General features: G+C 36.6%; 26 protein-coding genes. 10 read left to right on the top strand and 16 right to left on the bottom strand.

The genetic code is table 11. The annotated features are described in order from the left end of the window. Positions 1–41: 41 nt before the first annotated feature. The 6 genes from accD to DRF57_RS15005 form a co-directional block, all read right to left on the bottom strand. A complete protein-coding gene (accD, locus tag DRF57_RS15030) occupies positions 42–896 on the bottom strand; it encodes an acetyl-CoA carboxylase, carboxyltransferase subunit beta (RefSeq protein ID WP_047484461.1) in 855 nt (284 codons plus the stop codon). A 96-nt stretch (positions 897–992) separates the two neighbouring features. Then, positions 993–2063, bottom strand: a complete 1071-nt coding sequence (gene fbaA / locus DRF57_RS15025; protein ID WP_047484463.1) for a class II fructose-bisphosphate aldolase — start codon at positions 2061–2063, stop codon at positions 993–995. Positions 2064–2134: 71 nt separating this feature from the next. Next, entirely contained in the window at positions 2135–3001 is an 867-nt protein-coding gene (locus DRF57_RS15020; protein ID WP_115919382.1) for an NAD kinase, read from the bottom strand. A 1-nt stretch (position 3002) separates the two neighbouring features. Then, positions 3003–3656, bottom strand: a complete 654-nt coding sequence (locus DRF57_RS15015; protein ID WP_115919380.1) for a CBS domain-containing protein — start codon at positions 3654–3656, stop codon at positions 3003–3005. 187 nt (positions 3657–3843) lie between these two features. Next, positions 3844–4374, bottom strand: coding sequence for an RNA methyltransferase (locus DRF57_RS15010; protein WP_115919378.1), 531 nt, complete (start codon positions 4372–4374; stop codon positions 3844–3846). A gap of 5 nt (positions 4375–4379) precedes the next feature. Continuing rightward, positions 4380–5000, bottom strand: coding sequence for a toxin-antitoxin system YwqK family antitoxin (locus DRF57_RS15005; RefSeq protein WP_052188448.1), 621 nt, complete (start codon positions 4998–5000; stop codon positions 4380–4382). A 55-nt stretch (positions 5001–5055) separates the two neighbouring features. On the opposite strand from DRF57_RS15005, the gene DRF57_RS15000 reads away from it, so the two are divergent. Continuing rightward, positions 5056–5655 (top strand): hypothetical protein, encoded by a 600-nt coding sequence (locus tag DRF57_RS15000; RefSeq protein ID WP_115919376.1) that lies wholly within the window; start codon positions 5056–5058, stop codon positions 5653–5655. A gap of 12 nt (positions 5656–5667) precedes the next feature. Here DRF57_RS15000 and DRF57_RS14995 read toward each other — a convergent pair whose 3' ends face one another. Further along, positions 5668–6582, bottom strand: a complete 915-nt coding sequence (locus DRF57_RS14995) for a bestrophin family protein (RefSeq protein WP_241508028.1) — start codon at positions 6580–6582, stop codon at positions 5668–5670. 147 nt (positions 6583–6729) lie between these two features. On the opposite strand from DRF57_RS14995, the gene DRF57_RS14990 reads away from it, so the two are divergent. Continuing rightward, on the top strand, positions 6730–7608 hold the full coding sequence (locus DRF57_RS14990; RefSeq protein ID WP_047484473.1) for a cupin-like domain-containing protein: 879 nt from the start codon (positions 6730–6732) through the stop codon (positions 7606–7608). A gap of 22 nt (positions 7609–7630) precedes the next feature. Here the strand turns inward: DRF57_RS14990 and DRF57_RS14985 are convergent, their stop codons facing one another. Next, positions 7631–8161 carry a GNAT family N-acetyltransferase gene (locus DRF57_RS14985; protein WP_084086340.1) on the bottom strand — a complete coding sequence of 177 codons (531 nt, stop codon included), beginning with the start codon at positions 8159–8161 and terminating at the stop codon, positions 7631–7633. 123 nt (positions 8162–8284) lie between these two features. On the opposite strand from DRF57_RS14985, the gene mutS reads away from it, so the two are divergent. Next, positions 8285–10873, top strand: a complete 2589-nt coding sequence (gene mutS / locus DRF57_RS14980) for a DNA mismatch repair protein MutS (RefSeq protein WP_115919374.1) — start codon at positions 8285–8287, stop codon at positions 10871–10873. Between the two features lie 31 nt (positions 10874–10904). Here mutS and DRF57_RS23665 read toward each other — a convergent pair whose 3' ends face one another. The 3 genes from DRF57_RS23665 to DRF57_RS14975 all read right to left on the bottom strand — a co-directional run bounded on the left by DRF57_RS23665 (position 10905) and on the right by DRF57_RS14975 (position 12245). Next, positions 10905–11063 (bottom strand): hypothetical protein, encoded by a 159-nt coding sequence (locus tag DRF57_RS23665; RefSeq protein WP_156125990.1) that lies wholly within the window; start codon positions 11061–11063, stop codon positions 10905–10907. A gap of 56 nt (positions 11064–11119) precedes the next feature. Beyond that, positions 11120–11281 carry a hypothetical protein gene (locus DRF57_RS23660; RefSeq protein WP_156125992.1) on the bottom strand — a complete coding sequence of 54 codons (162 nt, stop codon included), beginning with the start codon at positions 11279–11281 and terminating at the stop codon, positions 11120–11122. Between the two features lie 115 nt (positions 11282–11396). After that, positions 11397–12245: a hypothetical protein gene (locus DRF57_RS14975; RefSeq protein ID WP_115919372.1), complete on the bottom strand. Its 849-nt coding sequence runs from the start codon at positions 12243–12245 to the stop codon at positions 11397–11399. Positions 12246–12493: 248 nt separating this feature from the next. On the opposite strand from DRF57_RS14975, the gene DRF57_RS14970 reads away from it, so the two are divergent. The 4 genes from DRF57_RS14970 to DRF57_RS14955 all read left to right on the top strand — a co-directional run bounded on the left by DRF57_RS14970 (position 12494) and on the right by DRF57_RS14955 (position 14544). Beyond that, on the top strand, positions 12494–12766 hold the full coding sequence (locus tag DRF57_RS14970; protein WP_084086341.1) for a hypothetical protein: 273 nt from the start codon (positions 12494–12496) through the stop codon (positions 12764–12766). 142 nt (positions 12767–12908) lie between these two features. Further along, positions 12909–13397, top strand: a complete 489-nt coding sequence (locus DRF57_RS14965) for a TlpA family protein disulfide reductase (protein ID WP_084086342.1) — start codon at positions 12909–12911, stop codon at positions 13395–13397. A 10-nt stretch (positions 13398–13407) separates the two neighbouring features. After that, positions 13408–14061, top strand: a complete 654-nt coding sequence (locus DRF57_RS14960) for a thioredoxin family protein (protein ID WP_115919370.1) — start codon at positions 13408–13410, stop codon at positions 14059–14061. Between the two features lie 99 nt (positions 14062–14160). Continuing rightward, positions 14161–14544, top strand: coding sequence for a ribosomal maturation YjgA family protein (locus DRF57_RS14955; protein WP_115919368.1), 384 nt, complete (start codon positions 14161–14163; stop codon positions 14542–14544). A 26-nt stretch (positions 14545–14570) separates the two neighbouring features. On the opposite strand, the gene DRF57_RS14950 is transcribed toward DRF57_RS14955, so the two are convergent. From DRF57_RS14950 to DRF57_RS14930, 5 genes are read right to left on the bottom strand one after another with little or no spacing between them, the layout of a single operon-like run. Next, complete coding sequence (locus DRF57_RS14950) at positions 14571–15020, bottom strand: energy transducer TonB (protein ID WP_123863327.1); 450 nt, start codon at positions 15018–15020, stop codon at positions 14571–14573. Next, positions 15010–15930, bottom strand: a complete 921-nt coding sequence (locus DRF57_RS14945; protein WP_115919364.1) for a YARHG domain-containing protein — start codon at positions 15928–15930, stop codon at positions 15010–15012. Before DRF57_RS14945 ends, DRF57_RS14950 begins: the two co-directional genes overlap by 11 nt. Further along, positions 15927–16565: a DUF2306 domain-containing protein gene (locus tag DRF57_RS14940; RefSeq protein WP_115919362.1), complete on the bottom strand. Its 639-nt coding sequence runs from the start codon at positions 16563–16565 to the stop codon at positions 15927–15929. The genes DRF57_RS14945 and DRF57_RS14940 overlap by 4 nt, the downstream gene beginning before the upstream one ends. A 5-nt stretch (positions 16566–16570) precedes the next feature. Next, on the bottom strand, positions 16571–16972 hold the full coding sequence (locus DRF57_RS14935) for a TonB C-terminal domain-containing protein (protein WP_047484492.1): 402 nt from the start codon (positions 16970–16972) through the stop codon (positions 16571–16573). Positions 16973–16974: 2 nt separating this feature from the next. Further along, positions 16975–18177, bottom strand: a complete 1203-nt coding sequence (locus DRF57_RS14930; protein WP_115919360.1) for a BaiN/RdsA family NAD(P)/FAD-dependent oxidoreductase — start codon at positions 18175–18177, stop codon at positions 16975–16977. A 113-nt stretch (positions 18178–18290) separates the two neighbouring features. On the opposite strand from DRF57_RS14930, the gene DRF57_RS14925 reads away from it, so the two are divergent. From DRF57_RS14925 to DRF57_RS14915, 3 genes are all read left to right on the top strand, one after another. Further along, positions 18291–18785, top strand: coding sequence for an acyl-CoA thioesterase (locus DRF57_RS14925; RefSeq protein WP_047484497.1), 495 nt, complete (start codon positions 18291–18293; stop codon positions 18783–18785). Positions 18786–18853: 68 nt separating this feature from the next. After that, positions 18854–19918, top strand: a complete 1065-nt coding sequence (gene thiL / locus DRF57_RS14920) for a thiamine-phosphate kinase (protein ID WP_115919358.1) — start codon at positions 18854–18856, stop codon at positions 19916–19918. 79 nt (positions 19919–19997) lie between these two features. Then, a complete protein-coding gene (locus tag DRF57_RS14915) occupies positions 19998–20816 on the top strand; it encodes a helix-turn-helix domain-containing protein (protein ID WP_115919356.1) in 819 nt (272 codons plus the stop codon). Positions 20817–20978: the final 162 nt, after the last annotated feature.

Below are 20978 nucleotides of genomic sequence, written 5' to 3'. Positions count from 1 at the left end.
TCCCCAATTAGAGAGAGATTGTATTGTTTAGGTTAAAGATACTATGCTTTTACCGCTAAAAAATTAACCGTTTTAGCTACAGTATCCTGAATTTCAGTTCTTTTTACAATAAAGTCTACAAATCCTTTCTCCTGTAAGAATTCTGATGTCTGGAATCCTTCCGGTAAGTCTCTTCCGATCGTTTCACGGATAACTCTTGGTCCCGCGAATCCGATAAGAGCTCCCGGTTCAGCCATGATGATATCAGCAGTCATAGCGAAAGAAGCTGTAATTCCTCCAAAAGTAGGGTCACAAAGGTAGGCGATGTATAAAAGCCCTGCTTCTGAAAGCTGAGCAAGCTTAGCCTGAACTTTAGCCAGCTGCATCAAAGAATAAGTAGCCTCCTGCATTCTTGCTCCTCCAGACTGACAGATGATCATATAAGGAAGTTTGTGCTGAATACAGTAATCTACTGCTCTTCTGATCTTTTCACCCATTACAGAACCTAAAGATCCTCCGATAAAAGCAAAATCCATACAAGAAACTACCATTTCAGTTCCTTTTACAGTACCTACAGCATTTCTGATAGAATCTGTAAGTTTTGTTTTCGCTCTTACTTCTTTTAAACGGTCTTTATAAGGCTTTGTATCTTTGAAGTTTAAGATATCAATACTTTCAACATTAGCATCCAGTTCGGTAAATTTACCTTCGTCAAAAAGGATGTCAAAAAATTCTGCACTTCCTATTCTCACATGAAATCCGTCTTCAGGAGAAACATAGTTATTTCTCTTTAGTTCATCGTGTTCCACAACTTTTCCAGATGGAGTCTGATGCCAAAGGCCTTTTGGAACATCCTTTTTTTCATCAGTAGAAGTGGTAATGTTTTTTGCTTTTCTTTTAAACCAGTCGAATGCCATTTTTTATTTGTATTAATGTACGATGTATAATGTAAAATGTATAAAAACAGAGTGTTAGAATTGCCCTGTATTTTATACATTTTACTTTTTACAAATTTATTTTAAAGTATTTACGTTATTTAAATCTTCAAATGCTTTCACCAGTCTTGTAGAGAATGTATCCTCACCTTTTCTTACCCAAACTCTTGGGTCATAGAATTTCTTGTTAGGTTTTTCCTCTCCTTCAGGGTTTCCGATTTGAGCTCTTAAATAATCAATATTGTTTACCATATAATCTCTTACTCCTTCTGTATAAGCAAACTGAAGGTCAGTATCGATATTCATTTTGATTACTCCATAGTCGATCGCTTCTCTGATCTCTTCTAAAGTAGATCCTGAACCTCCGTGGAATACAAAGTTGATTGGCTTGGCAGCAGTTCCGAATTTTTCCTGAACATATTTCTGAGAATTGTCAAGGATTTTTGGTGTAAGAACTACGTTTCCAGGCTTGTAAACTCCGTGTACGTTACCAAATGCCGCAGCAATTGTAAAGTTGTCAGAAATAGCTTTTAGTTTTTCATACGTATAGGCTACATCTTCCGGTTGAGTATATAATTTAGAGTTATCAACGTCTGAATTGTCAACACCGTCTTCTTCTCCTCCTGTCACTCCGATTTCTACCTCAAGAGTCATCTGAAGTTTAGCCATTCTTTCGAAATATTCAGCTGAGATGTGAAGGTTTTCTTCTAAGGATTCTTCAGAAAGATCCAGCATGTGAGAAGAGTAAAGAGATTTTCCTGTCTGCTTGAAGAATTCTTCGTTAGCATCCATTAATCCGTCGATCCAAGGAAGTAATTTCTTTGCACAGTGGTCTGTGTGTAAAATTACTGTTGCTCCGTAAGCTTCTGCAAGAGTATGAATATGTTTTGCTCCTGCGATAGCTCCTAAGACTGCAGACTTTTGTCCGTCATTGTTTAATCCTTTTCCTGCATTGAAAGCAGCTCCGCCATTTGAAAACTGGATAATTACAGGAGCATTTAATTTTGCTGCTGTTTCCATAGTAGCGTTTACGTTGCTTGATCCAATTACATTGACTGCAGGTAATGCAAATTTGTTTTCTTTAGCATACTGAAAAATATCAGTAACTAACTGACCTGTGGCAACTCCTGCCGGAAAAATTCTGCTCATGTTTTACTTTTTATTATAAATTTATTAGGTGTTTTTTTATTCCTGTAAAGGTAATCATTTTTAGGAAATGACTAATTTCTTTTGTCTCTTCCCCAAAGTAGCTTCTGGCGAATGGTTTCGTAGAAACTTAAATTATTCGGCTGTACCAGAAGAAGCTGAAAACTTGCCTTCCTGATGATGATTTCCTTATCTGTTTCAATATGTATTAACCTGGAATCTAAGGAAAGAGAATATTGGGGTACGCGGCTTTCTACTTTGAATTTTATTTCTACTTTATCATTAACCACTAACGGCCTCACATTCAGGTTGTGAGGAGCGATGGGAGTGATGACGAAGTTTTCGTTGTTGGGAGAAATAATAGGTCCGCCACAGCTTAGTGAATAGGCCGTAGAGCCGGTGGGTGTTGAAATAATCACACCATCTCCCCAAAATACATTCAGAAATTCATTGTTGATGAATGAATCTACAGTAATCATTGATGTTGTTTCTTTCCTGGAAACGGTAACATCATTGAGTGCATAAGGAAAAGATCCTTCCAGCTTTGGAGAAACCACTTCTATCACAGAACGGCGGCTTGTTTTTACATCTCCTCTTAAGATAGAATCTAATTCTTTGAATGCTTCTTCTTTGGTGAAAAAAGCTAAAAATCCTAGTCTTCCGGTATTGACACCTACGACAGGGATCTCAAGATCTTCAATAAAGGTTAAAGAATTAACAATGGTCCCATCTCCACCAAAAGTGAAGAAAAGATCCACTTCTTTATCCACAAGATCCTGCTTATTGTTAAAAGTCTCGAAAATTTTCGAAAATTGAAGCGCTTCAGCCATTTCATCATACAGAACGGATTTTACACCCCTGCTTTCAAGCTCAGAGATAAACTTGCTTAAGTATAAAAAAGTATCAAGATCTTTTTTCTGAGAATATATAGCTGCCTTCATGTTATATTTCTATGAATTTTTGAAAAAAACCAAATCGGTCTTTAAACAGATCGGATTTCTCATCAGAATAATATTTTTCAACAATTCTGTAATCATACCGGTCAAAAGTTGAATCTATCGAGGCCAGGTTTTCATTACTGATCTTTATGGTGATGTGAATAACTTCATCAGACATAAAACTTATAAATCCCCCATAAAATTTTGAATTATTGCTTTCAATAATATTGGCGATCTCCGTCATCGAATACTTTCTGGCAGGAGTTTCTATGGTAAGAATAGCCCCTGTTTCTGAAAATAAAGGATATCGGGAAAGATCCTGAAAAACATCTTCACAGGTAATATACCCTAAATATTTTTCATTCTTATTGATTACCGGGATCACGTTAGAACTGAAAGTATAAAACAGACGGATGCTGTCCATGACATTGCTGTCTTCCAGAATGGCAAACCGCTCAAGCTGGTGTTCAAGATCCTTCAGTGTACCTCCATCTTCCTCATAAAGGAAGTCTTTGGCAATGGCCCCATAAAAATGGTGGGATTTTTTAATGAAAATGTGGGAATATCCAAAATCTTCTAACATATTCCTTGCTGACTCTATTGAGTCAGATAAGCTAAAACATGGGAAGTCTTTTGAGATATAGTCCTTGATAAACATTGTGCTAATTTATAAAAAATTAAATGAAACTTTTTCTGAAAACGCGACTTTTTTTGAGATCAAACAAAAAAAATGACCTCAAAATTTGTTCGTACCGAAAAAAAAAGTACCTTTGTCGCCTTTCATTTTTACTTTTTATTAGATTTATTTCAAACTGCACTGTCTATTAATGACATATGCAGTTTTTTTATTTTACGGCTTTCGCAAATTCCCACATGACAATTCCGCCACATACACTTACATTCAGAGAATGTTTTGTTCCAAGCTGTGGAATTTCCAGGAATACATCAATATTGGGTAATGCTTCATCACTGATTCCCTCTACTTCATTTCCTAAAATCAGGGCGTATTTTTTTGATCTGTCAATCGTGAAATCTGTAATAATCTGACTGTTGGTGGTCTGTTCAATCCCTATAATTTCGTAATCTTTGCTTTTCAAATCAGCAATAGCTGCATTGATATCTTTTTCATGTGCCCAGTCTACACTTTCCGTAGCACCTAACGCTGCTTTATGAATCTCACGATGTGGCGGTTGCGGAGTGATTCCACAAAGAATAATTTTTTCAATTAAAAAAGCATCTGCCGTTCTGAATGTTGCCCCTACATTGTGCATGCTTCTAAGATTATCTAGAATGATGACTAATGGAATCTTCTCTACTCTTTTAAATGTTTCAACATCTATTCTGTTAAGTTCTTCCAGCTTTAGTTTCTGTACCAATTGTATTATTTTGTTGAGATTAATTTTCCGTCTTTGTAGACCTCTGTTTTTTCAATACTTCCGTCTTCACGGTAATAAATTCTGTTGCCATTACGTTTATCGTTGGCTAATTCTGTTTCCCGCTCTAATTTTCCGGACGGATAGAATGTTTTCCATTTTCCGGTAGCAAGACCATTGTCATAATATCCGATTTGCTTTATGGATTTTCCATCTTCATGAAACACCCTGGTTTCTCCATGCAACTTTGCAAATTTATAATGGGAGATTTCTTCTACTTTTCCTGAGGGATAGTAAAAAGTACCTGTAAAGCTGTTGTCATATATATTTTTGTCTCCGTTGGTAAAAACTTCCTGAGAGGTCAGAATACCATCTTTACCATAATAAGACCATTCTTTTACCTTGAAGCCTTTTTTATATTGTCCTTTGGTTTGTATTTTTCCATTGTCATAGTAAAAAACAGCATCCCCTTCCATTTTTCCTTTTTTCCATTCCACCACATTTTTTACCTGTCCGTTCTCATAGAATTCCTTACAGCTTCCTTCCTGTAATCCGTCTTTATATCCGCAGGGTTTCTGAGCCAAAACAGCAACGGACGTGGAGAAAAATAATATAAAAAAGTATTTCATAGCTATTTTTATTTCAAAAATAGTAAAATAGTTATATTTGATTCAAAAATTAACAATGAAAAAATTACTCACTTTATTCACACTGATGCTTGCCTTCATGTATTCAAAAGCTCAGAACACATATTATCCGCAGGCTTTTTTTGACAAAAAGATGGCCAGGGAGATGCTTTCTTTTGGGAATTCTACTATTGAAGGAGTCGCTTCTACGAAACAAAAAAACAACTGGGGAATCAAGCCGCTGCTTGGCCAGAAGCACTATGCCCCCAAAGGAACTGTTGTAATGCTTTTTCCGGTAACTCCTTATTTTGAAGAGTTTTATAATATGAGAAAAAAGTATGAGAATAAAAAAACTACCGTTTATATGTCCGAAGATGCTTTTAAATATAAGCTTGAAGCTTTAACTGATGACTACGGACGTTTTAAATTCGAAAAATTAAAGCCCGGGAAATATTATCTGGAAACGATTGTTAATTTTACCGCAACAGCAAGTTACCAGCAGCAGACCGGAACTTCGGATGCTTATAACGGATATGGAGGCTATTTATATTCTACACCTATTTATCAGACTTTCTTTTATGGCTATTCAGCCGGGAACAGGGAAAGTAAATTTGTAGAAATCAAACAAGACGGAGAACTTAAAGAAATCAGCCTTTAAAAGGTTGATTTCTTATTTTTTACCCATAATCTGATGAACATTTTTTTCAATATTCTGAGCTAGCATTTCCATAGGAATGTCATTTTCATCATTATTAAAAGGATCTTCAATTTCTTCTGCGATAAGCTCTAAACTCATCAGTACATAATATACAAAGACCGTAAGCGGAATCATAAACAACCCGATAGTAATGACGTAAGCAATAGGCAGAGCAAAGACATACAGAATAATAAACTTCTTAATAAAAGAGGAATAAGAATAGGGGATAGGGGTATTTTTAATTCTTTCGCAACCTCCGCATACATCCAGAAAACCAGATAGCTGAGTGTCCAGATAAAGCATTTCAACCTCTGAAACTTTACCTTCTTTTTTTAATTGATTCAGCTTATGGCTTAAAAGAATAACAATTTCGCTTGGCCCATGGTTTTTTAATGATTGTTCAATCTCAGAATAATCCTCATCCAAAGCCAGCCTTGTAGATTCTTTGGAAAGGTGTTTGGCCAAAAAGTGAGGGAAGTATTTTAAATACCTCGCAATTTGCTCGGCATCCTGACGGTTATCAGCAAGAATTGTATTTATTTTTATGGCAAAATTTCTGGAATCATTGACGAGCTTTCCCCATAATTTTCTTCCTTCCCACCATCTGTCATAGGCTGTATTTGTCCTGAATACCAATAAGAGCGATAATACAAACCCCAGTAAAGAATGGATCATCCCTACATTACTGATCCCTGATTTTGAAGTCAGGTGAAAATATTCCACCTCTAAATATTGAATCCCCCAGGAATATAATCCTATAAGAATCATACTTGGGAAAAGTATTTTTAAAGTATCACTTTTGTGTAAACTGAAAAGGATTTTAAGGAAATGTTTGGTATTATAGGCTCTCATAAATTCGCTTGTACTACAAATATAATTTTTTTTCATTTAGTGTTCATATACGGGGACCTGTAAAGTATAAGTTAGCGTTTTTGATCTTTCCGCTCTTTTGTCCTTTGCCTTCTTTTCTTTGCTGTAATATTTCCGCAGTTTTCAAAAAATCACTATTTTTATTTCGCACAAAATACCAAAATAATGATCCTCGAAAACGTAGATGTAGTGAACGATATCAGCAAAGAAGATTTTCAAAAGAATTATTTTAAAAAACAAAAGCCTCTTTTGATTAAAAATTTTGCCAGCCGATGGGACGCTTTTGATCTGTGGAATCTGAGCTATATCCGTGAAAAGGCGGGTGAGCAGGAAGTTCCGTTATATGATAATAAGCCGGCTGATGCAGCAAAGAATTCAGATGCTCCGGTGGCGAGGATGAAAATGAAGGATTATATTGACACCATAAAAAGTAAACCCTCAGATCTGCGCATCTTTTTTTATATTATTACAGACAGGCTTCCGGAGCTGCTTAAGAATTTCACGTATCCGGATTTAGGGATAAAATTTTTTAAAAGACTGCCTACATTGTTCTTTGGAGGAAGTGAGGCACATGTTTTAATGCACTATGATGTGGATTTGGGAGACTTTATGCACATTCATTTTGAAGGGAAAAAGAGAATTTTATTATTTGATCAGAAGCAGTCTGCCTTTTTGTATAAAGTACCATTGTCTGTTCATACCATCTATGATCTGGACTATGAGAATCCGGATTATGAAAAATTTCCGGCACTAAAATATGCCAAAGGCTATGAAATTTTCATGGAACATGGTGATGCCCTTTTTATTCCGGGAGCATTCTGGCACTTCAACAGATACCTGGAGCCCGGCTTCTCATTGTCCCTAAGAGCCCTTCCCAATAAACCGAAAGTTTTTGCCAATATGCTGTATCATGTTTTCATTATGAGATATACGGATAAACTTATGCGTAAATTTTTTAAAGGTAAATGGGTGAATTACAAACAGGAATGGGCCTATAAGAAGAGTTCTGAAGCCTTGGAAAGACATCTGAAAACTGAAAAGTAATGCGTTATATTTTAAATTCACGCTATTTATTAATCAATCCAAAAAGTTTCGCATCTACGAATTTTCCTTTTTCAAAGAAATAATCTTTTAAAGTCCCTTCCTCATTAAAGTTTAAAGAAGATAATAGCTTTTCGGAAGAAATATTAGCCGGATCAATAAAAGCATCTACACGGTGTAACTGCATAGTTTCCAACCCGAATGTTAAAATGGGAAGAATAGCTTCTTTCATATAAGATTGTCTCCAGAACAAAGGATTCAGTTCATAGCCAATCTCTGCCCTGTAATGTTCAGGATACCAGTTATGATAGCCACAAGTTCCAATTACTTTATTTTCAGATTTTAGTTCTAGCGCCCATCGGAATCCTTTTCCTTTTTCAAACTCAGTGTTGAAATGGTGGATGATGTTTTCAGCATCTTCTTCTGTTTTGAATGCTTCCAGATCATAATATTTCATTACTTCCTCCAAAGAAAAATACTCAAAAAGGTCTTTTGAATCTTCAGAGGTAAGCTGGCGTAGCAGAAGTCTTTCAGTTTCTAAAACAGGAAATTCCATAGACTGTATTTTATGGTGAAAATACAATTAATTCCTGATAGGGAAAAGTGTATCAAAGATTAACCGATAAACAATTCTGTAACCATGGATTTATTTTTTTAAATTTGGGGCTCATTTTTTACTATGGCAAAATTGAAGAAGGAAACTCCGTTAATGACTCAATATAATACCATCAAGGCTAAATACCCTGATGCGCTTTTACTTTTCAGAGTAGGGGATTTTTATGAAACTTTTGGGCAGGATGCCGTGAGAACGTCTCAGATTCTGGGAATTGTCCTTACCAAAAGAGCTAACGGGGACGGAAGTATAGAATTGGCGGGATTTCCCCATCATTCAGTAGACTCTTATTTGCCAAAACTGGTAAGGGCAGGGATGAGAGTGGCCATATGTGACCAGCTGGAGGACCCTAAAATGGTAAAAGGAATTGTAAAAAGAGGAGTGACGGAATTGGTGACTCCCGGAGTTACATTCAATGATCAGGTATTAAATTCAAAAAAGAACAATTTTCTGCTTTCTTTACACAAAGAGAAAGAGAAATACGGAATAGCACTGGTAGATATTTCTACAGGAGAATTTTTAGTGAGCGAAGGAAACCTGGAGAAGCTTTTACATATTGTCAGTACCTTTGATCCCAGTGAAATCATATACCAGAGAAGTGTCCAGATTCCTGAACAGTTTAAAAACAAAAATGCTTTTAAACTTGAAGACTGGGCTTTCCAGTATAATTTTGCCTACGAGAAATTAACCAATCATTTTAAAACGTCTTCTTTAAAGGGGTTTGGTGTAGAAAACCTACCCTTAGCCATTACCGCAGCAGGGGCTATTTTTGCCTATCTGGTAGAAGATACCCATCATAATCTGCTTGCTCATATTACCAAACTCCAGGTTATTCCACAGGAAGATTACCTGATGATGGATAATTTTACTTTAAGGAATCTGGAGATTGTATATCCCAGCAACCCACAGGGAAAATCACTTTTAGATATTATAGATAAAACGTCTACTCCAATGGGAGGAAGGCTGTTGAGAAGGAGAATTATCCTTCCTTTAAAATCTGTGGATGAGATTATGAGAAGGCTTTCTCTGATCGACTTCTTGAATGAAAATGATAGCCTGAAATATGAAATCTGTCAGCTGTTAAAATCAATTTCTGACCTCGACAGATTAATGGGAAAACTGGCAGCGGAGAAAATCTCTCCGAAAGAGCTTGGATACCTTCGTCAAAGTTTAATCAATATTCATACAATAAAAGGACTCCTTCATCCGCATGCCGATGTATTGGCATGGCTGGAACCTCTGTATGACCTGGAAGAACTGATTAAGTTTTTACAGAATAATCTTAATGAAGAACTTCCGGTAAATATTGCCAAAGGAAATGTCATTAAAAATGATGTTTCTGAAGAACTTGACAGATTGAGAGGGCTTCAAAACAAAGGCCGTGGATTCCTTGATGAAATGTGCCAGCGTGAAATAGAAAGAACAGGAATTACAAGCCTTAAAATTGATTTTAACAATGTTTTCGGATATTATATTGAAGTCAGAAATACCCATAAAGATAAAGTTCCCAATGACTGGTTAAGAAAACAGACCCTTGTGAATGCGGAGCGGTATATTACGGAAGAATTAAAAGAATATGAAAGCCAGATTCTGGGTGCTGAAGAGAAAATAAGTGTCCTGGAGAATGAGCTTTACAGAAATGTTTGTGCTGAAACAATGGTTTATATTGACCAGATTCAGGAGAATTCCAATATCATTGCTCAGCTTGATGTAGCTTCCGGATTATCGGAACTGGCTGTTTCTGAAAGTTATACAAAACCTGTTTTGAATGACGGATATGCTATTGACCTGCAGGAAGCTAGGCATCCGATTATTGAAAATGCACTTCCTTTAGGGGAAAAATATATTCCGAATGATATTTTCTTAGATAAAGATTCACAGCAGATCATCATGGTTACAGGACCTAACATGGCCGGTAAATCGGCAATACTGCGTCAGACAGCCATTGTCTGTCTTTTGGCACAGATCGGAAGCTTTGTTCCTGCAAAACATGCTGAAATCGGACTATTGGATAAAATTTTTACCAGGGTAGGAGCTACAGATAATATTTCTGCCGGAGAGTCTACTTTCATGGTAGAAATGAATGAAGCGGCAAATATCCTGAACAATATTTCCGAACGAAGCCTGATTCTTTTGGATGAAATAGGACGCGGAACATCTACTTATGATGGGGTTTCTATTGCCTGGGCTATAGCAGAGTATCTTCATCAGCATCCTACACAGGCTAAAACCTTGTTTGCAACCCATTATCATGAGCTGAATGAAATGACCGTGAATTTTGAAAGGGTGAAAAACTTCCACGTTTCTATTCAGGAAAATAAAGGAAATATTATTTTCTTAAGAAAACTGATTCCGGGTGGAAGTGAACATAGTTTTGGTATCCATGTCGCAAAACTGGCCGGAATGCCTGCAAAAGTGGTCAACAGAGCCAATGAAATACTAAAAACCCTTGAAGCCAGCAGAACGCAGGGTGGAGGAACATCTGAGAACATTAAAAGAGTAACAGAAGAAAACATGCAGCTTTCTTTCTTCCAGCTGGATGATCCTGTTTTGGAGAATATCCGTGAAGAACTGACAAAAATAGATATCAATACACTGACACCTATTGAAGCTTTAATGAAACTGAATTCTATAAAAAAAATGATTGGAGGGTAATCCAATCATTTTTTTATAATTTTTATTGTTGTTAGCAGCAGTATCCATCGTTGCCTCTAGGGCCAATAATCAAAAAATGGCTTACTCCTCTCAGTTTACATAAACCTTCTGCACAGGCAGCAGCACCGCCATTGATATCTTTCAACTCATTCTTCGTGAGCTTTCTCTTTTGAATGTCTGAATTTTTCATAATGATTAAGATTAGATTTACAGATTTGAATATCTTATTTTTTGATGCTGAGACAATTAGCAGCAAGGTCCGTCCTGAATACCATAGACTCCGGACATTTCCTGTCCTGTATTCGGGTCAAAACAGCTCAATACCAATGGGCAATGTGGTCTTGCTCCACTGATTTCTTTCATTTCTTTTTTTGTGAGTTTTCTTTTTTGAAGGGTTGACTTTTTCATAATAATTTTAATTTGGTTGTATGCTAATATACAATTTTATTAATTAATTCAACTGATAGTGAGTGAAATAGCCGTTATTTTTGTAATAAAAAAGAGAGCTTAAAGCTCTCCTGTATTATAAATGATTGTATTCGTAAGTGGTGATTTCTGTACTGGTAACAGAGCTGCCTGTCTTATCATAATATTTTCGGGTATCTTTTATAGGATAGCCACTTGCATTGTATACATAAATGGAGTTGAATATAGTCCATTCGGTTCCTCCGGAAATAGAATACTGAACCACATTTTTATAGTCTGTGACATTATGCGTGGATCCGTTTTCATTTTCCTGATCCATCAGTTTCAGATATCCTGTTACATTTTTGAACGGAGCATTTTTGGTATCATAAACGATAGGCTGTAAGGTGCCGTTTCCTGTATCAAATCCTCCTGATGGGTTAGGACTTGCCACCGTTTCAGTCCAGTTTTTTAGTGAGCCATCTGCATTTAATACTGCGTTTCGGGTATACGTTTTTATCATACTGGAGCCTCCTGTAGATAAAGTAACCACCATTTTTACATTATTGGGTGCCGGATAGGTATATGTGATTTCTGTAGTGGATGAGGGGTTAGAAGACGTATGTACAGTTGTGCTTTTACTTAATCTGCTGCTGCTGTCATAAGTATAGGTCGTGGTGGAGGTAGAATTGGATCCGGTAGTAACCGACTTGGTAATCAGGTCTCCTGTATAGGTAAAGGTGGTAACAGTTCCATCCGTAAGGTTTTTAGATTCAGATAATTTGGTTCCGTTATAGGTATAGGTAGATACATCTCCATCTGCTACCATCTTGGTTACAAGAACAGGCGTGTTATTATTGTTGTTGTTATTATTATTCCCGTTATTGATTGCAGCTTCAATATCATCATTACTGCTTGAGCAGGAAGCCAAAAAGAAAATTGGCAGAAGTAAATAAGTTTTTTTCATGATCTTTATTTAATGGGTGTAAAAATATCAAAAAAATCGGGTGTGAATAAAAATAATTAATGAAAAATAGAGTTTCTCATTGATTTATGGCTTTTGTGCTGCAAATAACCACTAAGACTATTATAAAAAGAGGAGAAGGTATTACCCATAATGACAATAATCAGATGCTGGTAAAGGCCTTATTATTGTAATAGCCTTCATTGAATTTAAATATAAATTGTAGATTGTGACCTGAAAAAAACATAGCTATGAATAAAATATTTTTAGGAGTCTCATTAATTGCTTTATTCTCATGTAACAAAGAAGCAAAAGAACGAGCTGAACAAAGAATTCATGATTCTGTAGCAGTGGTATATAAAGCGTATGTGGACTCAGCGACCATTGCCCGTAGAGGTTCTGATTCCATTATAAAAGCTGAGAAAAAATCTTTTCAGCAACACCCGGGAATAATGTCTTGCGAAAATGGAACAATGAGTTATACGGGTACCAGGCCTAGATCTAAAAATAAGAGCAAGCAATAATTAGCTGCTTTTTAGTAAACTTCCTTATCTGATAGGGATTGAAATACAAAACTCTAATATTCCCTGTTAATGAAAACAATCTATTCCTGAAGTGAATGATTTGAACAGGTTTCTGGTTTACAATTATTTATTAAATTTGAATATGAAGAATTTATTAACAATCCTGATCATCTTTCTATTCGGTACCTTTTGTAAAGCTCAGCAGACGGAAGTTTCTGTTTTGAAATATGAAGATCTGGAAAAGAAAATTCAACTGGAAAAAGATAAGCTTCTGGTAGTGAATTTTTGGGCAACTACCTGTGCTCCATGCGTAAAAGAGCTGCCTCATTTTATGGAAGTGAATCATCAGTATGCAGGCAATCCGAAATTTAAGATGATTCTTGTTTCATTAGACAGACTGGTAGATAAAGAGCGGGTTTTAAAATTTATTAAAACCAAAAACCTTAGTGCTGAGGTTGTTTTGCTTGATGATATTAAAAGAATGAATACGTGGATTCCGAAATTTGAAAAAAACTGGGATGGAAATATTCCGGTTACCCTTTTTTATAAAAACGGTGAGAAAGTATATTTCAATGATGGAGAAATGAGCAAAGAAGAACTTGAAAAAATAATTACAGAAAATTTACAATAAATAATTGAGTATGAAGAATTTGAAGATTTTATTAGCAATATTCGTTATGGGTCTGGGACTTTTAAGTTTTACCACAATGAATGATGACAAGCACGCATCTCAGCATGAAAAGATCAACTCAAAAGGGTATGAGGTAGGAGACGAAGCTGCAGATTTTAAGCTGAAAAATATTGATGGGAAAATGGTCTCGTTAAGTGATTTTAAAACCGCTAAAGGTTTTATTGTAGTTTTTACCTGCAACCATTGTCCTTATGCAAAAAAGTACGAAGACCGGATTGTAGAACTGGATAAAAAGTTTAAAAACCAAGGATATCCCGTAGTTGCCATTAATCCCAATGATCCTAACGTACAGCCTGAGGATGGTTATCAGCAGATGATTGAAAGAGCCAAACAGAAAGGATTTACCTTCCCTTATTTAGTGGATGAGGGTCAGAAAATTTACCCACAGTATGGAGCAACAAAAACACCTCATGTCTTTCTCCTGCAGAAAGAAAACGGGAAAAACATTGTAAAATATATTGGGGCCATCGACAATAATTATGATAATCCGAATGATGTATCAGAATATTATGTCCAGGACGCTGTCAACGCTTTACTCAAAGGAGAGCCGGTGAAAATGTCAAAAACTGTTGCTATCGGATGTACGATCAAAGTAAAGAAATAATATATTTGCCTAGAATTATAATCGGTATTCTTTGAATGCCGATTTTTTATGTCCAATATTTTATCATAATAAAGGGCTGGATCAGTATACATAATCAATATGAAATTTAAATTAAGCCTGAAATATCTGCTTCTCAGTATTTTCATTTTCCTGATAGAGGTATTAATTGCTACTGAACTGAAGAATGTCTTTTTTATTAGGGCCTATCTTGGAGATGTTATTGTAGTACTACTTCTTTATACCCTCGTAAAGAGTTTTGTAAAGGTAAGCAATGACCGGAAGCTTATTCTCGGAATCCTGGCGTTTTCCTTTGTGATAGAGTTTGCTCAATACTTTAATATTGCAGAAAAACTAGGGTTCAAGCCCGGAAGCCTGATGTATATTGTGATTGGAAATTCTTTCTCATGGATTGATATTTTGTGCTATGCCGTAGGGTGTCTGTTTCTATATGTGCTTGTACAAATAAAGCCTCCAAAAAATTGAAGGCTTTCTATTTAGATTGATGTATTCTATTTTACAGTCTTAAAAATCAGTGGCTGTCTCATTCTGACCCTCACTTTTTCCCCATCTTTTTCTCCGGGAATCCATTTGGTATTTATTTTTTTGAGTGCTTTTATGAATTCATCCCTTATGATTACATTTTTGTAAGATTCTATTTTTATATTAGACATACTGCCATCCTTTTCTACAACAAACATTGCGGTAGCAGAGGCTTCTTGAATACCCAGGGCAAGTAATGGCTGTGTTTGGAACTGACTTACGAATTCCTTTCTAAAAGCACCTAATCCCCCTGGAAACTCAGGATTTTTATCTTTTACTTGCGTGTTGACAGGAGAAACAGAACTCGCTTTCGGACGAGTGCTAGTAAGTGGTTCCCGTTGGGCCTTGGCAGAAAATAAGCCTAAAAACACAAGGGATAAAAGCAGATGTTTTTTCATTATTTTAATTTTATCTTCCAAAACTGTCATATTTATCCTCTGCATATTTTGTAAATCGGTTTAGTAAGGCAACATTTTCTTTTTCCAGAGGAGAAAGTTCGTTATCAACGTTATTGGAAACCGGGATATACCAGTCTGTTTGTTCAAAGAAATTTCTATAGGTTTCTTTTTTGAAAGAATAACCATGTCTGGCAAATACAGAGTTTTTAATAATCTCGAGGTCCAGTTTTCTTAGGTTTTTAAGATCTTTTTCTGTCAGTTTCTGCTTAGATGCATTTAGCTTGAATATGGCTTCAGAGGCCACTCTGTTTTTAGAGGTTTTATAGCTTTCTGTTTTTCCGGTCTCCTCATCGGTGTATTTTTCTACAAATTCTTTCGGATTAGACCAGTCTACCAGATTAGAATCTTTATCCAGCATGAAATTCGGATTATAAACAAATTCTTTTTTGGTTAATTTAAGTGTTTTAACAGGTGCTTTTACAGCTGTTTTATTGAAAGCGTTCCATTTGCCTGTTAAGCTGTCACCGTTGAGTTTTACTTCAAACCGGCCATCGGTTTTATCATTTCCCGGTTCATCCAGCACAAAGGATTTTGAAGTTTCATTAAAGACCCCTCTGAAAGGACGTTGATTTCCACTTACAATACTTTGTCCATAAACGCTGTCTTTTGTTATCCTGTTGATCTTTAAGGAAATTCTCTTATAGGATCCCCCTTCATACTCGGAACCATCCGATTCGTCAATCATTTTTTCCATACCGGCAAATTCACCGGTATACACTCCATAATATTCTTTATAGATTTCTGGGATTACCACAGAATCTTTTTTTGCGGTCAAAGAATCTTTTCCTGATTCATTGGTTTTTCCATCTTTTTTACAGCTTATTAAAGAAACTGCCAATAGAGCGGTAAAGGTGTAATTTAAAATTTTCATATCTGTTTTTTGGTAATTAAGTATTCAATCAAAAGGATATTGGGAACCCAGCCCAGCCATGCAATGACCTGATAGACATCCATAGGATTGGGATGGAATAAATATACGATAATAACTTTCCACATTCGTAGGGTAATCGCAGATAAAGTAAGGGCAAAGCTCCGCCACATCCATTGCTTATGCTCTTTAAACTTTTTCTGCCTTGCAAGCTGATACGCTTTATACGTCGAAAACCACCATAAAAAGCCTAAAATAACAAATGAAACCTTTGAAAAAAGGCCTCCGTTAGCAAATAATCCCATATAAATACCAGATGGGGCAGCTGTGATGAGAATGAGAAAAATATAAACCTTTCCCATATTCCTATGAAAATTACGGAGTCCGAAATTTTTGCGGATAATAGATAAAAACCCGGAAAGAAGAACAAAAATACTGGTATAAACGTGAGCATAGAAAAAAATGAGATATTCAGGTCTCTGTACTACCTCAGTCTGTTTGATCATTAAAAAACTCACATTAGGATCGAGAGGAATATATTCCAGGGTTATTTTAAGCATCAGCCAAAAGAAATACGTAAATCCGATAATAAAAAGGATTCTAAAGAAAATTGCCGTATTTCTTCTGGTTGAAAGCATTTTAGTTAATCAAAATGGGCAATAAAAGGAACAGTAAACCAATATTTTACAAGATTTCCCTGATAAGAGGCCGGTGTCCATTTGGTTTTCAGTGATGTGATGGCTCTTTCTACTTCTTTGTTAAAAGCTTCATTGCCCCCTGTTGTTGTAAGACTTTCAATTTCTCCTTTCACATTAATGGCAAACTTTGCATAAGATGAGAGCTTACCACTTACTCCCCGGATAGACTTGATATTTATATTTTGTGCGATTTCTTTTCTAAATGCATTCATTCCTCCCGGATATTCTGCGGGTTTTTCAGCTGTTGGATCAAGATGTTCGCGGTCAGCTTGATGTACGGTCTCCTGTGTTTGAGAAAAAGCCAAGGTAGCTCCTAAACACAGTATAATTGTCATTAGTTTTTTCATCGTTATAGGGTATTTAAGTCTTGTGCAATCAGCCAGCCTTCGCTCCAGCATGCCTGGAAATTAAAACCTCCTGTTACGGCATCTATATTAAGAACTTCTCCGGCAATATAGAAATTTGGAAGGATTTTTGAAGACATATTTTTGAAGTTAATCTCTTTTAAGTCAACACCTCCGGCGGTTACAAATTCATCTTTGAAAGTTGATTTTCCGGTTACCTGCAGCTTTTTTCTGCAAAGACTTTCCAGGATTTTCTGCATTTCCTTTCCGGAAATATTGGCTACCTGCTTATTAAGGTCAATTTTTGAAACCTCCAGTATTTTTTGCCAGAACCTGTTTGTGATATCATAGATCTTAGCTTGTCCAATAGTCTTTTTAGGATTACTTTCCTTGAAACGCTGAAATATTTCCTCTGCTTCATCCATCGGTTTTGAGATGAAGTTAACTTCAATTTCAATATTGTATTTAAGCTTGGCAAGACTAATAGCTTCCCAGGCAGAAATTTTTAAAACCGCAGGTCCCGAAAGCCCCCAATGTGTAATAAGGAGAGGCCCGCTTTCCTCTGTTTTCAGTTTGGGTATTGAAATCTCTGCATTTTCAAAACTTGTTCCCGGCAAATCTTTCAGCAGTTCGTCTTTGATATTGAACGTAAAAAGAGAAGGAACGAGATCAATAATTTTATGCCCCAGAGTCTCAATAATTTTCAGTGATTTTGGAGAACTTCCGGTAGCATACACAATATAATCTGCCTCAAAATCCCCTGAACCGGTTTTTACAATGTACTTTTTATCTGTTTTTTCAATCTCTTTGACCACACATTTTGTCTTTACAGAGACATTTTTCTTTTGAGTCTCATTCAAAAAAGTATTGATAATAGTCTGTGAAGAATTGCTTTCAGGAAAGGTCCTGTTGTCGTTTTCAATTTTCAGCGGTACGTTACGCTGATCGAACCACTCCATGGTGTCACCCGGTTGAAATTTGGTGAAAACACTTAATAGCTCTTTATTTCCACGGGGATAAAACTGTACCAGTTCTCGTGGGTCAAAACAGGCGTGGGTCACATTACAGCGTCCACCTCCGGATATTTTCACTTTCTGAAGGACATCCGAGTTCTGTTCCAAAATGGTAATATTATATTTCTTTTCGTCAAGGTTCGATGCACAGAAAAAGCCTGCTGCACCACCTCCGATAATAATGATCTGTTTCATGTATATGCAATCCTATGCTGAAGATTATTTTTCCAAAAGTACAATTTTTATAAACCATCTTATTTGAGTATTTTTGAAGAATATAATTTTATGATCCTAAAAACGATTTTCAAATGATATTTTACCATAAATTCGAAGTACGTTGGAGTGATCTTGATGCCAACAAGCATTTAGCCAACTCATCATATGTACAATATTGTGCTCAGGCCAGAATGGCCTTTATGACCAAAGAGAAAATGGGAGTTACCCAACTAAGCAGATGGGGAATCGGCCCGGTTATGCTGCACGAAAGATATTCTTTCTTTAAAGAGATCTATGCAGATCAGACGGTTATCGTAAGCCTGGAAATAGACGGATGCTCAGAGGATTCCTCTATCTACCGTTTTGTTCATAAATTCTATACTCCGGATGGGGCACATTGTGCAACTTCTGAAGCTACAGGGGTATGGATTGATATGATGCTGAGAAAAATGACAACTCCTCCGGATGATGTCGTGGAGGCTATGAATAAATATAAAACCCCGGAAACCGTGGTGCTGTCAAAAGAGGATTTCAAAAAATTCCCTTTCCACCCACATAATATTGATCCGGCGGAATTTAATCAATAAATAAAAGTTCAGCGTTTAATGTCGTTAAAACGATTACTTCATTGAGCTTTGTACAAAAAAGAAATTTTATGTTTGAAGATAAATCACAGGAGCTGACTCCCATTTCAAAATTAGGAGAGTTTGGTCTTATTAAACATCTGACAGAGTATTTTCCACTATCCAATGAGTCTTCGGAACTTGGAGTAGGAGATGATGCGGCAGTTATTAATCCCGAAAATAAAAGAGTAGTCCTTACAACAGATGTTCTGGCGGAAGGAGTGCATTTCAATTTGGGCTATGTTCCGTTAAAGCATTTAGGCTATAAAGCTGTTGTAGTAAACCTCAGCGATATTGCAGCCATGAACGCGGTTCCTACTCAGATTCTTGTATCTCTGGCCGTTTCCAGCCGTTTTCCGGTGGAAGCTTTGGAAGAGCTTTATGCAGGAATTCAGGCAGCATGTGCAAGATATAAAGTCGATTTGATTGGAGGCGACACGACGAGCTCCAATTCGGGACTGGTCATGAGTATTACTGCTGTAGGGATTGAAAATGGGGAGAATATTGTCAAAAGAAGCGGTGCAAAAGCCAATGACCTTCTTGTAGTGACAGGTGATTTAGGAGGTGCTTATATGGGATTACAGATTCTGGAAAGAGAACATGCTGTTTTTCTTGCCGACCCTAATATGCAGCCGGAAATGGAAGGCTATGATTATATCCTGGAAAGACAGCTGAAACCTGAAGCAAGAACGGATGTGAAAGCTATTTTGGAACAACTGGAGATTAAACCAACCTCCATGATTGATATTTCAGACGGTCTGGCTTCTGAGATCCTGCATCTTTCAGATCAGTCAAAAGTAGGATTCAGACTTTATGAAGAAAAAATACCTATGGATAATCTTACCATTACGACTGCCGATGAAATGAATCTAAATCCGGTAATGACTGCATTAAGCGGAGGTGAAGATTACGAATTGCTGTTTACGATTTCTCCTAATGACTTTGACAAGATTAAAAATCACCCGGATTTTACGATTATAGGTCATGCTGTGGAAAAAGAAGACGGAAACTTTATGGTAGCAAGAGGATCAAACCAATTGGTGGCCCTTACAGCTCAGGGCTGGGATGCTTTTTTAGGGAACCAGCAGAACGGATAAAATTTATTTAATTGTAAATATTGTAGGAGACCGCAGCTTTTTTCGCTGTGGTTTCCGTTTATATACTCGTTGTTTCGCTATGAATTCATCAGAAAAAAATATTCCCGTTCATCATCTGACTTCTGAGAAATTTCAGTTGAGTACCTTACAGACGGGGCATCCGGAAAATTTTAATGATATCCACCGGCATAATTTTTTTGAAATTATATGGTTTAGTAAGGTTCCGGAAAATAGCCGTCTGGAATTGGATTTCGAAAGCCATCTTCTTCGTAACGGACAGATCTGTATCATTGCTCCGGGACAGGTGTTTAATATGAGGTTACAGGGTGAAAAAGGATATGTCCTGGCAGTGACAAGAGAAATATTTAAAGAAGCCTGTGCTATTGAATCCATACTGACCGGAGGAACAGCTCCTTTTTCTTTAGACCCTCAGAGCGAAAAAGCCTGTACTGCCATAATATCACTTATGGAACAGGAATATAAAGGGGCTTCAAGAATTGAACTGCTTAAAACGTATTTAAGAGCATTTTGCATTATCATTGCGGAACAGATCAATTTGCAGGATCCTTTAATGAAAGACAGGCAGCGGATCCAGAAGCTGATCAGTCTGATAGAAGAACATTACACTGTTCATAGGGATACCGGGTTCTATGCAGATAAAATAAAAATCAGTTCTCACCATCTTAATGATATTGTACGGTTGTCAAGAGCAACCACGATTAAGAAAATGGTGGCCCAGCGGCTTCTGCTGGAAGCAAAAAGAGAATTGAGCTTCGGTGCTTTAACGGTTAAGGAAATTGCTTTTAAGCTGGGATTCAGTGATGCATCTTATTTCTCACGATTTTTTAAAAAACATACGGGAGATAATCCTGACAGCTTCAGATCCGGAAAAGTCTAATCTTCAGAATGTTACTTTTTTCTTGCTTTAAAATGGCTCTAAAACACAGCGTGTTAAAAATAACCCTCAGTTTGTGCTGGTCTTTCTTCAGTTCCTGTCTTGGGTGTTTCTACTTTTTAAAGCAACTTTGCAGATAGAAAAAAACGCCTGTGAAGGCTTATA

Origin of the sequence: Chryseobacterium rhizosphaerae, from assembly GCF_003385455.1 — a bacterium.
Taxonomy (GTDB): domain Bacteria; phylum Bacteroidota; class Bacteroidia; order Flavobacteriales; family Weeksellaceae; genus Chryseobacterium; species Chryseobacterium rhizosphaerae.
This window is presented reverse-complemented; position numbering and strand designations above follow the sequence as displayed.

What these genes read in the sequence shown, in the direction of transcription:
- accD (WP_047484461.1), bottom strand. Translation starts at nt 896, where the DNA reads ATGGCATTCGACTGGTTTAAAAGAAAAGCAAAAAACATTACCACTTCT.
- fbaA (WP_047484463.1), bottom strand. Translation starts at nt 2,063, where the DNA reads ATGAGCAGAATTTTTCCGGCAGGAGTTGCCACAGGTCAGTTAGTTACT.
- DRF57_RS15020 (WP_115919382.1), bottom strand. Translation starts at nt 3,001, where the DNA reads ATGAAGGCAGCTATATATTCTCAGAAAAAAGATCTTGATACTTTTTTA.
- DRF57_RS15015 (WP_115919380.1), bottom strand. Translation starts at nt 3,656, where the DNA reads ATGTTTATCAAGGACTATATCTCAAAAGACTTCCCATGTTTTAGCTTA.
- DRF57_RS15005 (WP_052188448.1), bottom strand. Translation starts at nt 5,000, where the DNA reads ATGAAATACTTTTTTATATTATTTTTCTCCACGTCCGTTGCTGTTTTG.
- DRF57_RS15000 (WP_115919376.1), top strand. Translation starts at nt 5,056, where the DNA reads ATGAAAAAATTACTCACTTTATTCACACTGATGCTTGCCTTCATGTAT.
- DRF57_RS14995 (WP_241508028.1), bottom strand. Translation starts at nt 6,582, where the DNA reads ATGAAAAAAAATTATATTTGTAGTACAAGCGAATTTATGAGAGCCTAT.
- DRF57_RS14990 (WP_047484473.1), top strand. Translation starts at nt 6,730, where the DNA reads ATGATCCTCGAAAACGTAGATGTAGTGAACGATATCAGCAAAGAAGAT.
- DRF57_RS14985 (WP_084086340.1), bottom strand. Translation starts at nt 8,161, where the DNA reads ATGGAATTTCCTGTTTTAGAAACTGAAAGACTTCTGCTACGCCAGCTT.
- mutS (WP_115919374.1), top strand. Translation starts at nt 8,285, where the DNA reads ATGGCAAAATTGAAGAAGGAAACTCCGTTAATGACTCAATATAATACC.
- DRF57_RS23665 (WP_156125990.1), bottom strand. Translation starts at nt 11,063, where the DNA reads ATGAAAAATTCAGACATTCAAAAGAGAAAGCTCACGAAGAATGAGTTG.
- DRF57_RS23660 (WP_156125992.1), bottom strand. Translation starts at nt 11,281, where the DNA reads ATGAAAAAGTCAACCCTTCAAAAAAGAAAACTCACAAAAAAAGAAATG.
- DRF57_RS14975 (WP_115919372.1), bottom strand. Translation starts at nt 12,245, where the DNA reads ATGAAAAAAACTTATTTACTTCTGCCAATTTTCTTTTTGGCTTCCTGC.
- DRF57_RS14970 (WP_084086341.1), top strand. Translation starts at nt 12,494, where the DNA reads ATGAATAAAATATTTTTAGGAGTCTCATTAATTGCTTTATTCTCATGT.
- DRF57_RS14965 (WP_084086342.1), top strand. Translation starts at nt 12,909, where the DNA reads ATGAAGAATTTATTAACAATCCTGATCATCTTTCTATTCGGTACCTTT.
- DRF57_RS14960 (WP_115919370.1), top strand. Translation starts at nt 13,408, where the DNA reads ATGAAGAATTTGAAGATTTTATTAGCAATATTCGTTATGGGTCTGGGA.
- DRF57_RS14955 (WP_115919368.1), top strand. Translation starts at nt 14,161, where the DNA reads ATGAAATTTAAATTAAGCCTGAAATATCTGCTTCTCAGTATTTTCATT.
- DRF57_RS14945 (WP_115919364.1), bottom strand. Translation starts at nt 15,930, where the DNA reads ATGAAAATTTTAAATTACACCTTTACCGCTCTATTGGCAGTTTCTTTA.
- DRF57_RS14940 (WP_115919362.1), bottom strand. Translation starts at nt 16,565, where the DNA reads ATGCTTTCAACCAGAAGAAATACGGCAATTTTCTTTAGAATCCTTTTT.
- DRF57_RS14935 (WP_047484492.1), bottom strand. Translation starts at nt 16,972, where the DNA reads ATGAAAAAACTAATGACAATTATACTGTGTTTAGGAGCTACCTTGGCT.
- DRF57_RS14930 (WP_115919360.1), bottom strand. Translation starts at nt 18,177, where the DNA reads ATGAAACAGATCATTATTATCGGAGGTGGTGCAGCAGGCTTTTTCTGT.
- DRF57_RS14925 (WP_047484497.1), top strand. Translation starts at nt 18,291, where the DNA reads ATGATATTTTACCATAAATTCGAAGTACGTTGGAGTGATCTTGATGCC.
- thiL (WP_115919358.1), top strand. Translation starts at nt 18,854, where the DNA reads ATGTTTGAAGATAAATCACAGGAGCTGACTCCCATTTCAAAATTAGGA.
- DRF57_RS14915 (WP_115919356.1), top strand. Translation starts at nt 19,998, where the DNA reads ATGAATTCATCAGAAAAAAATATTCCCGTTCATCATCTGACTTCTGAG.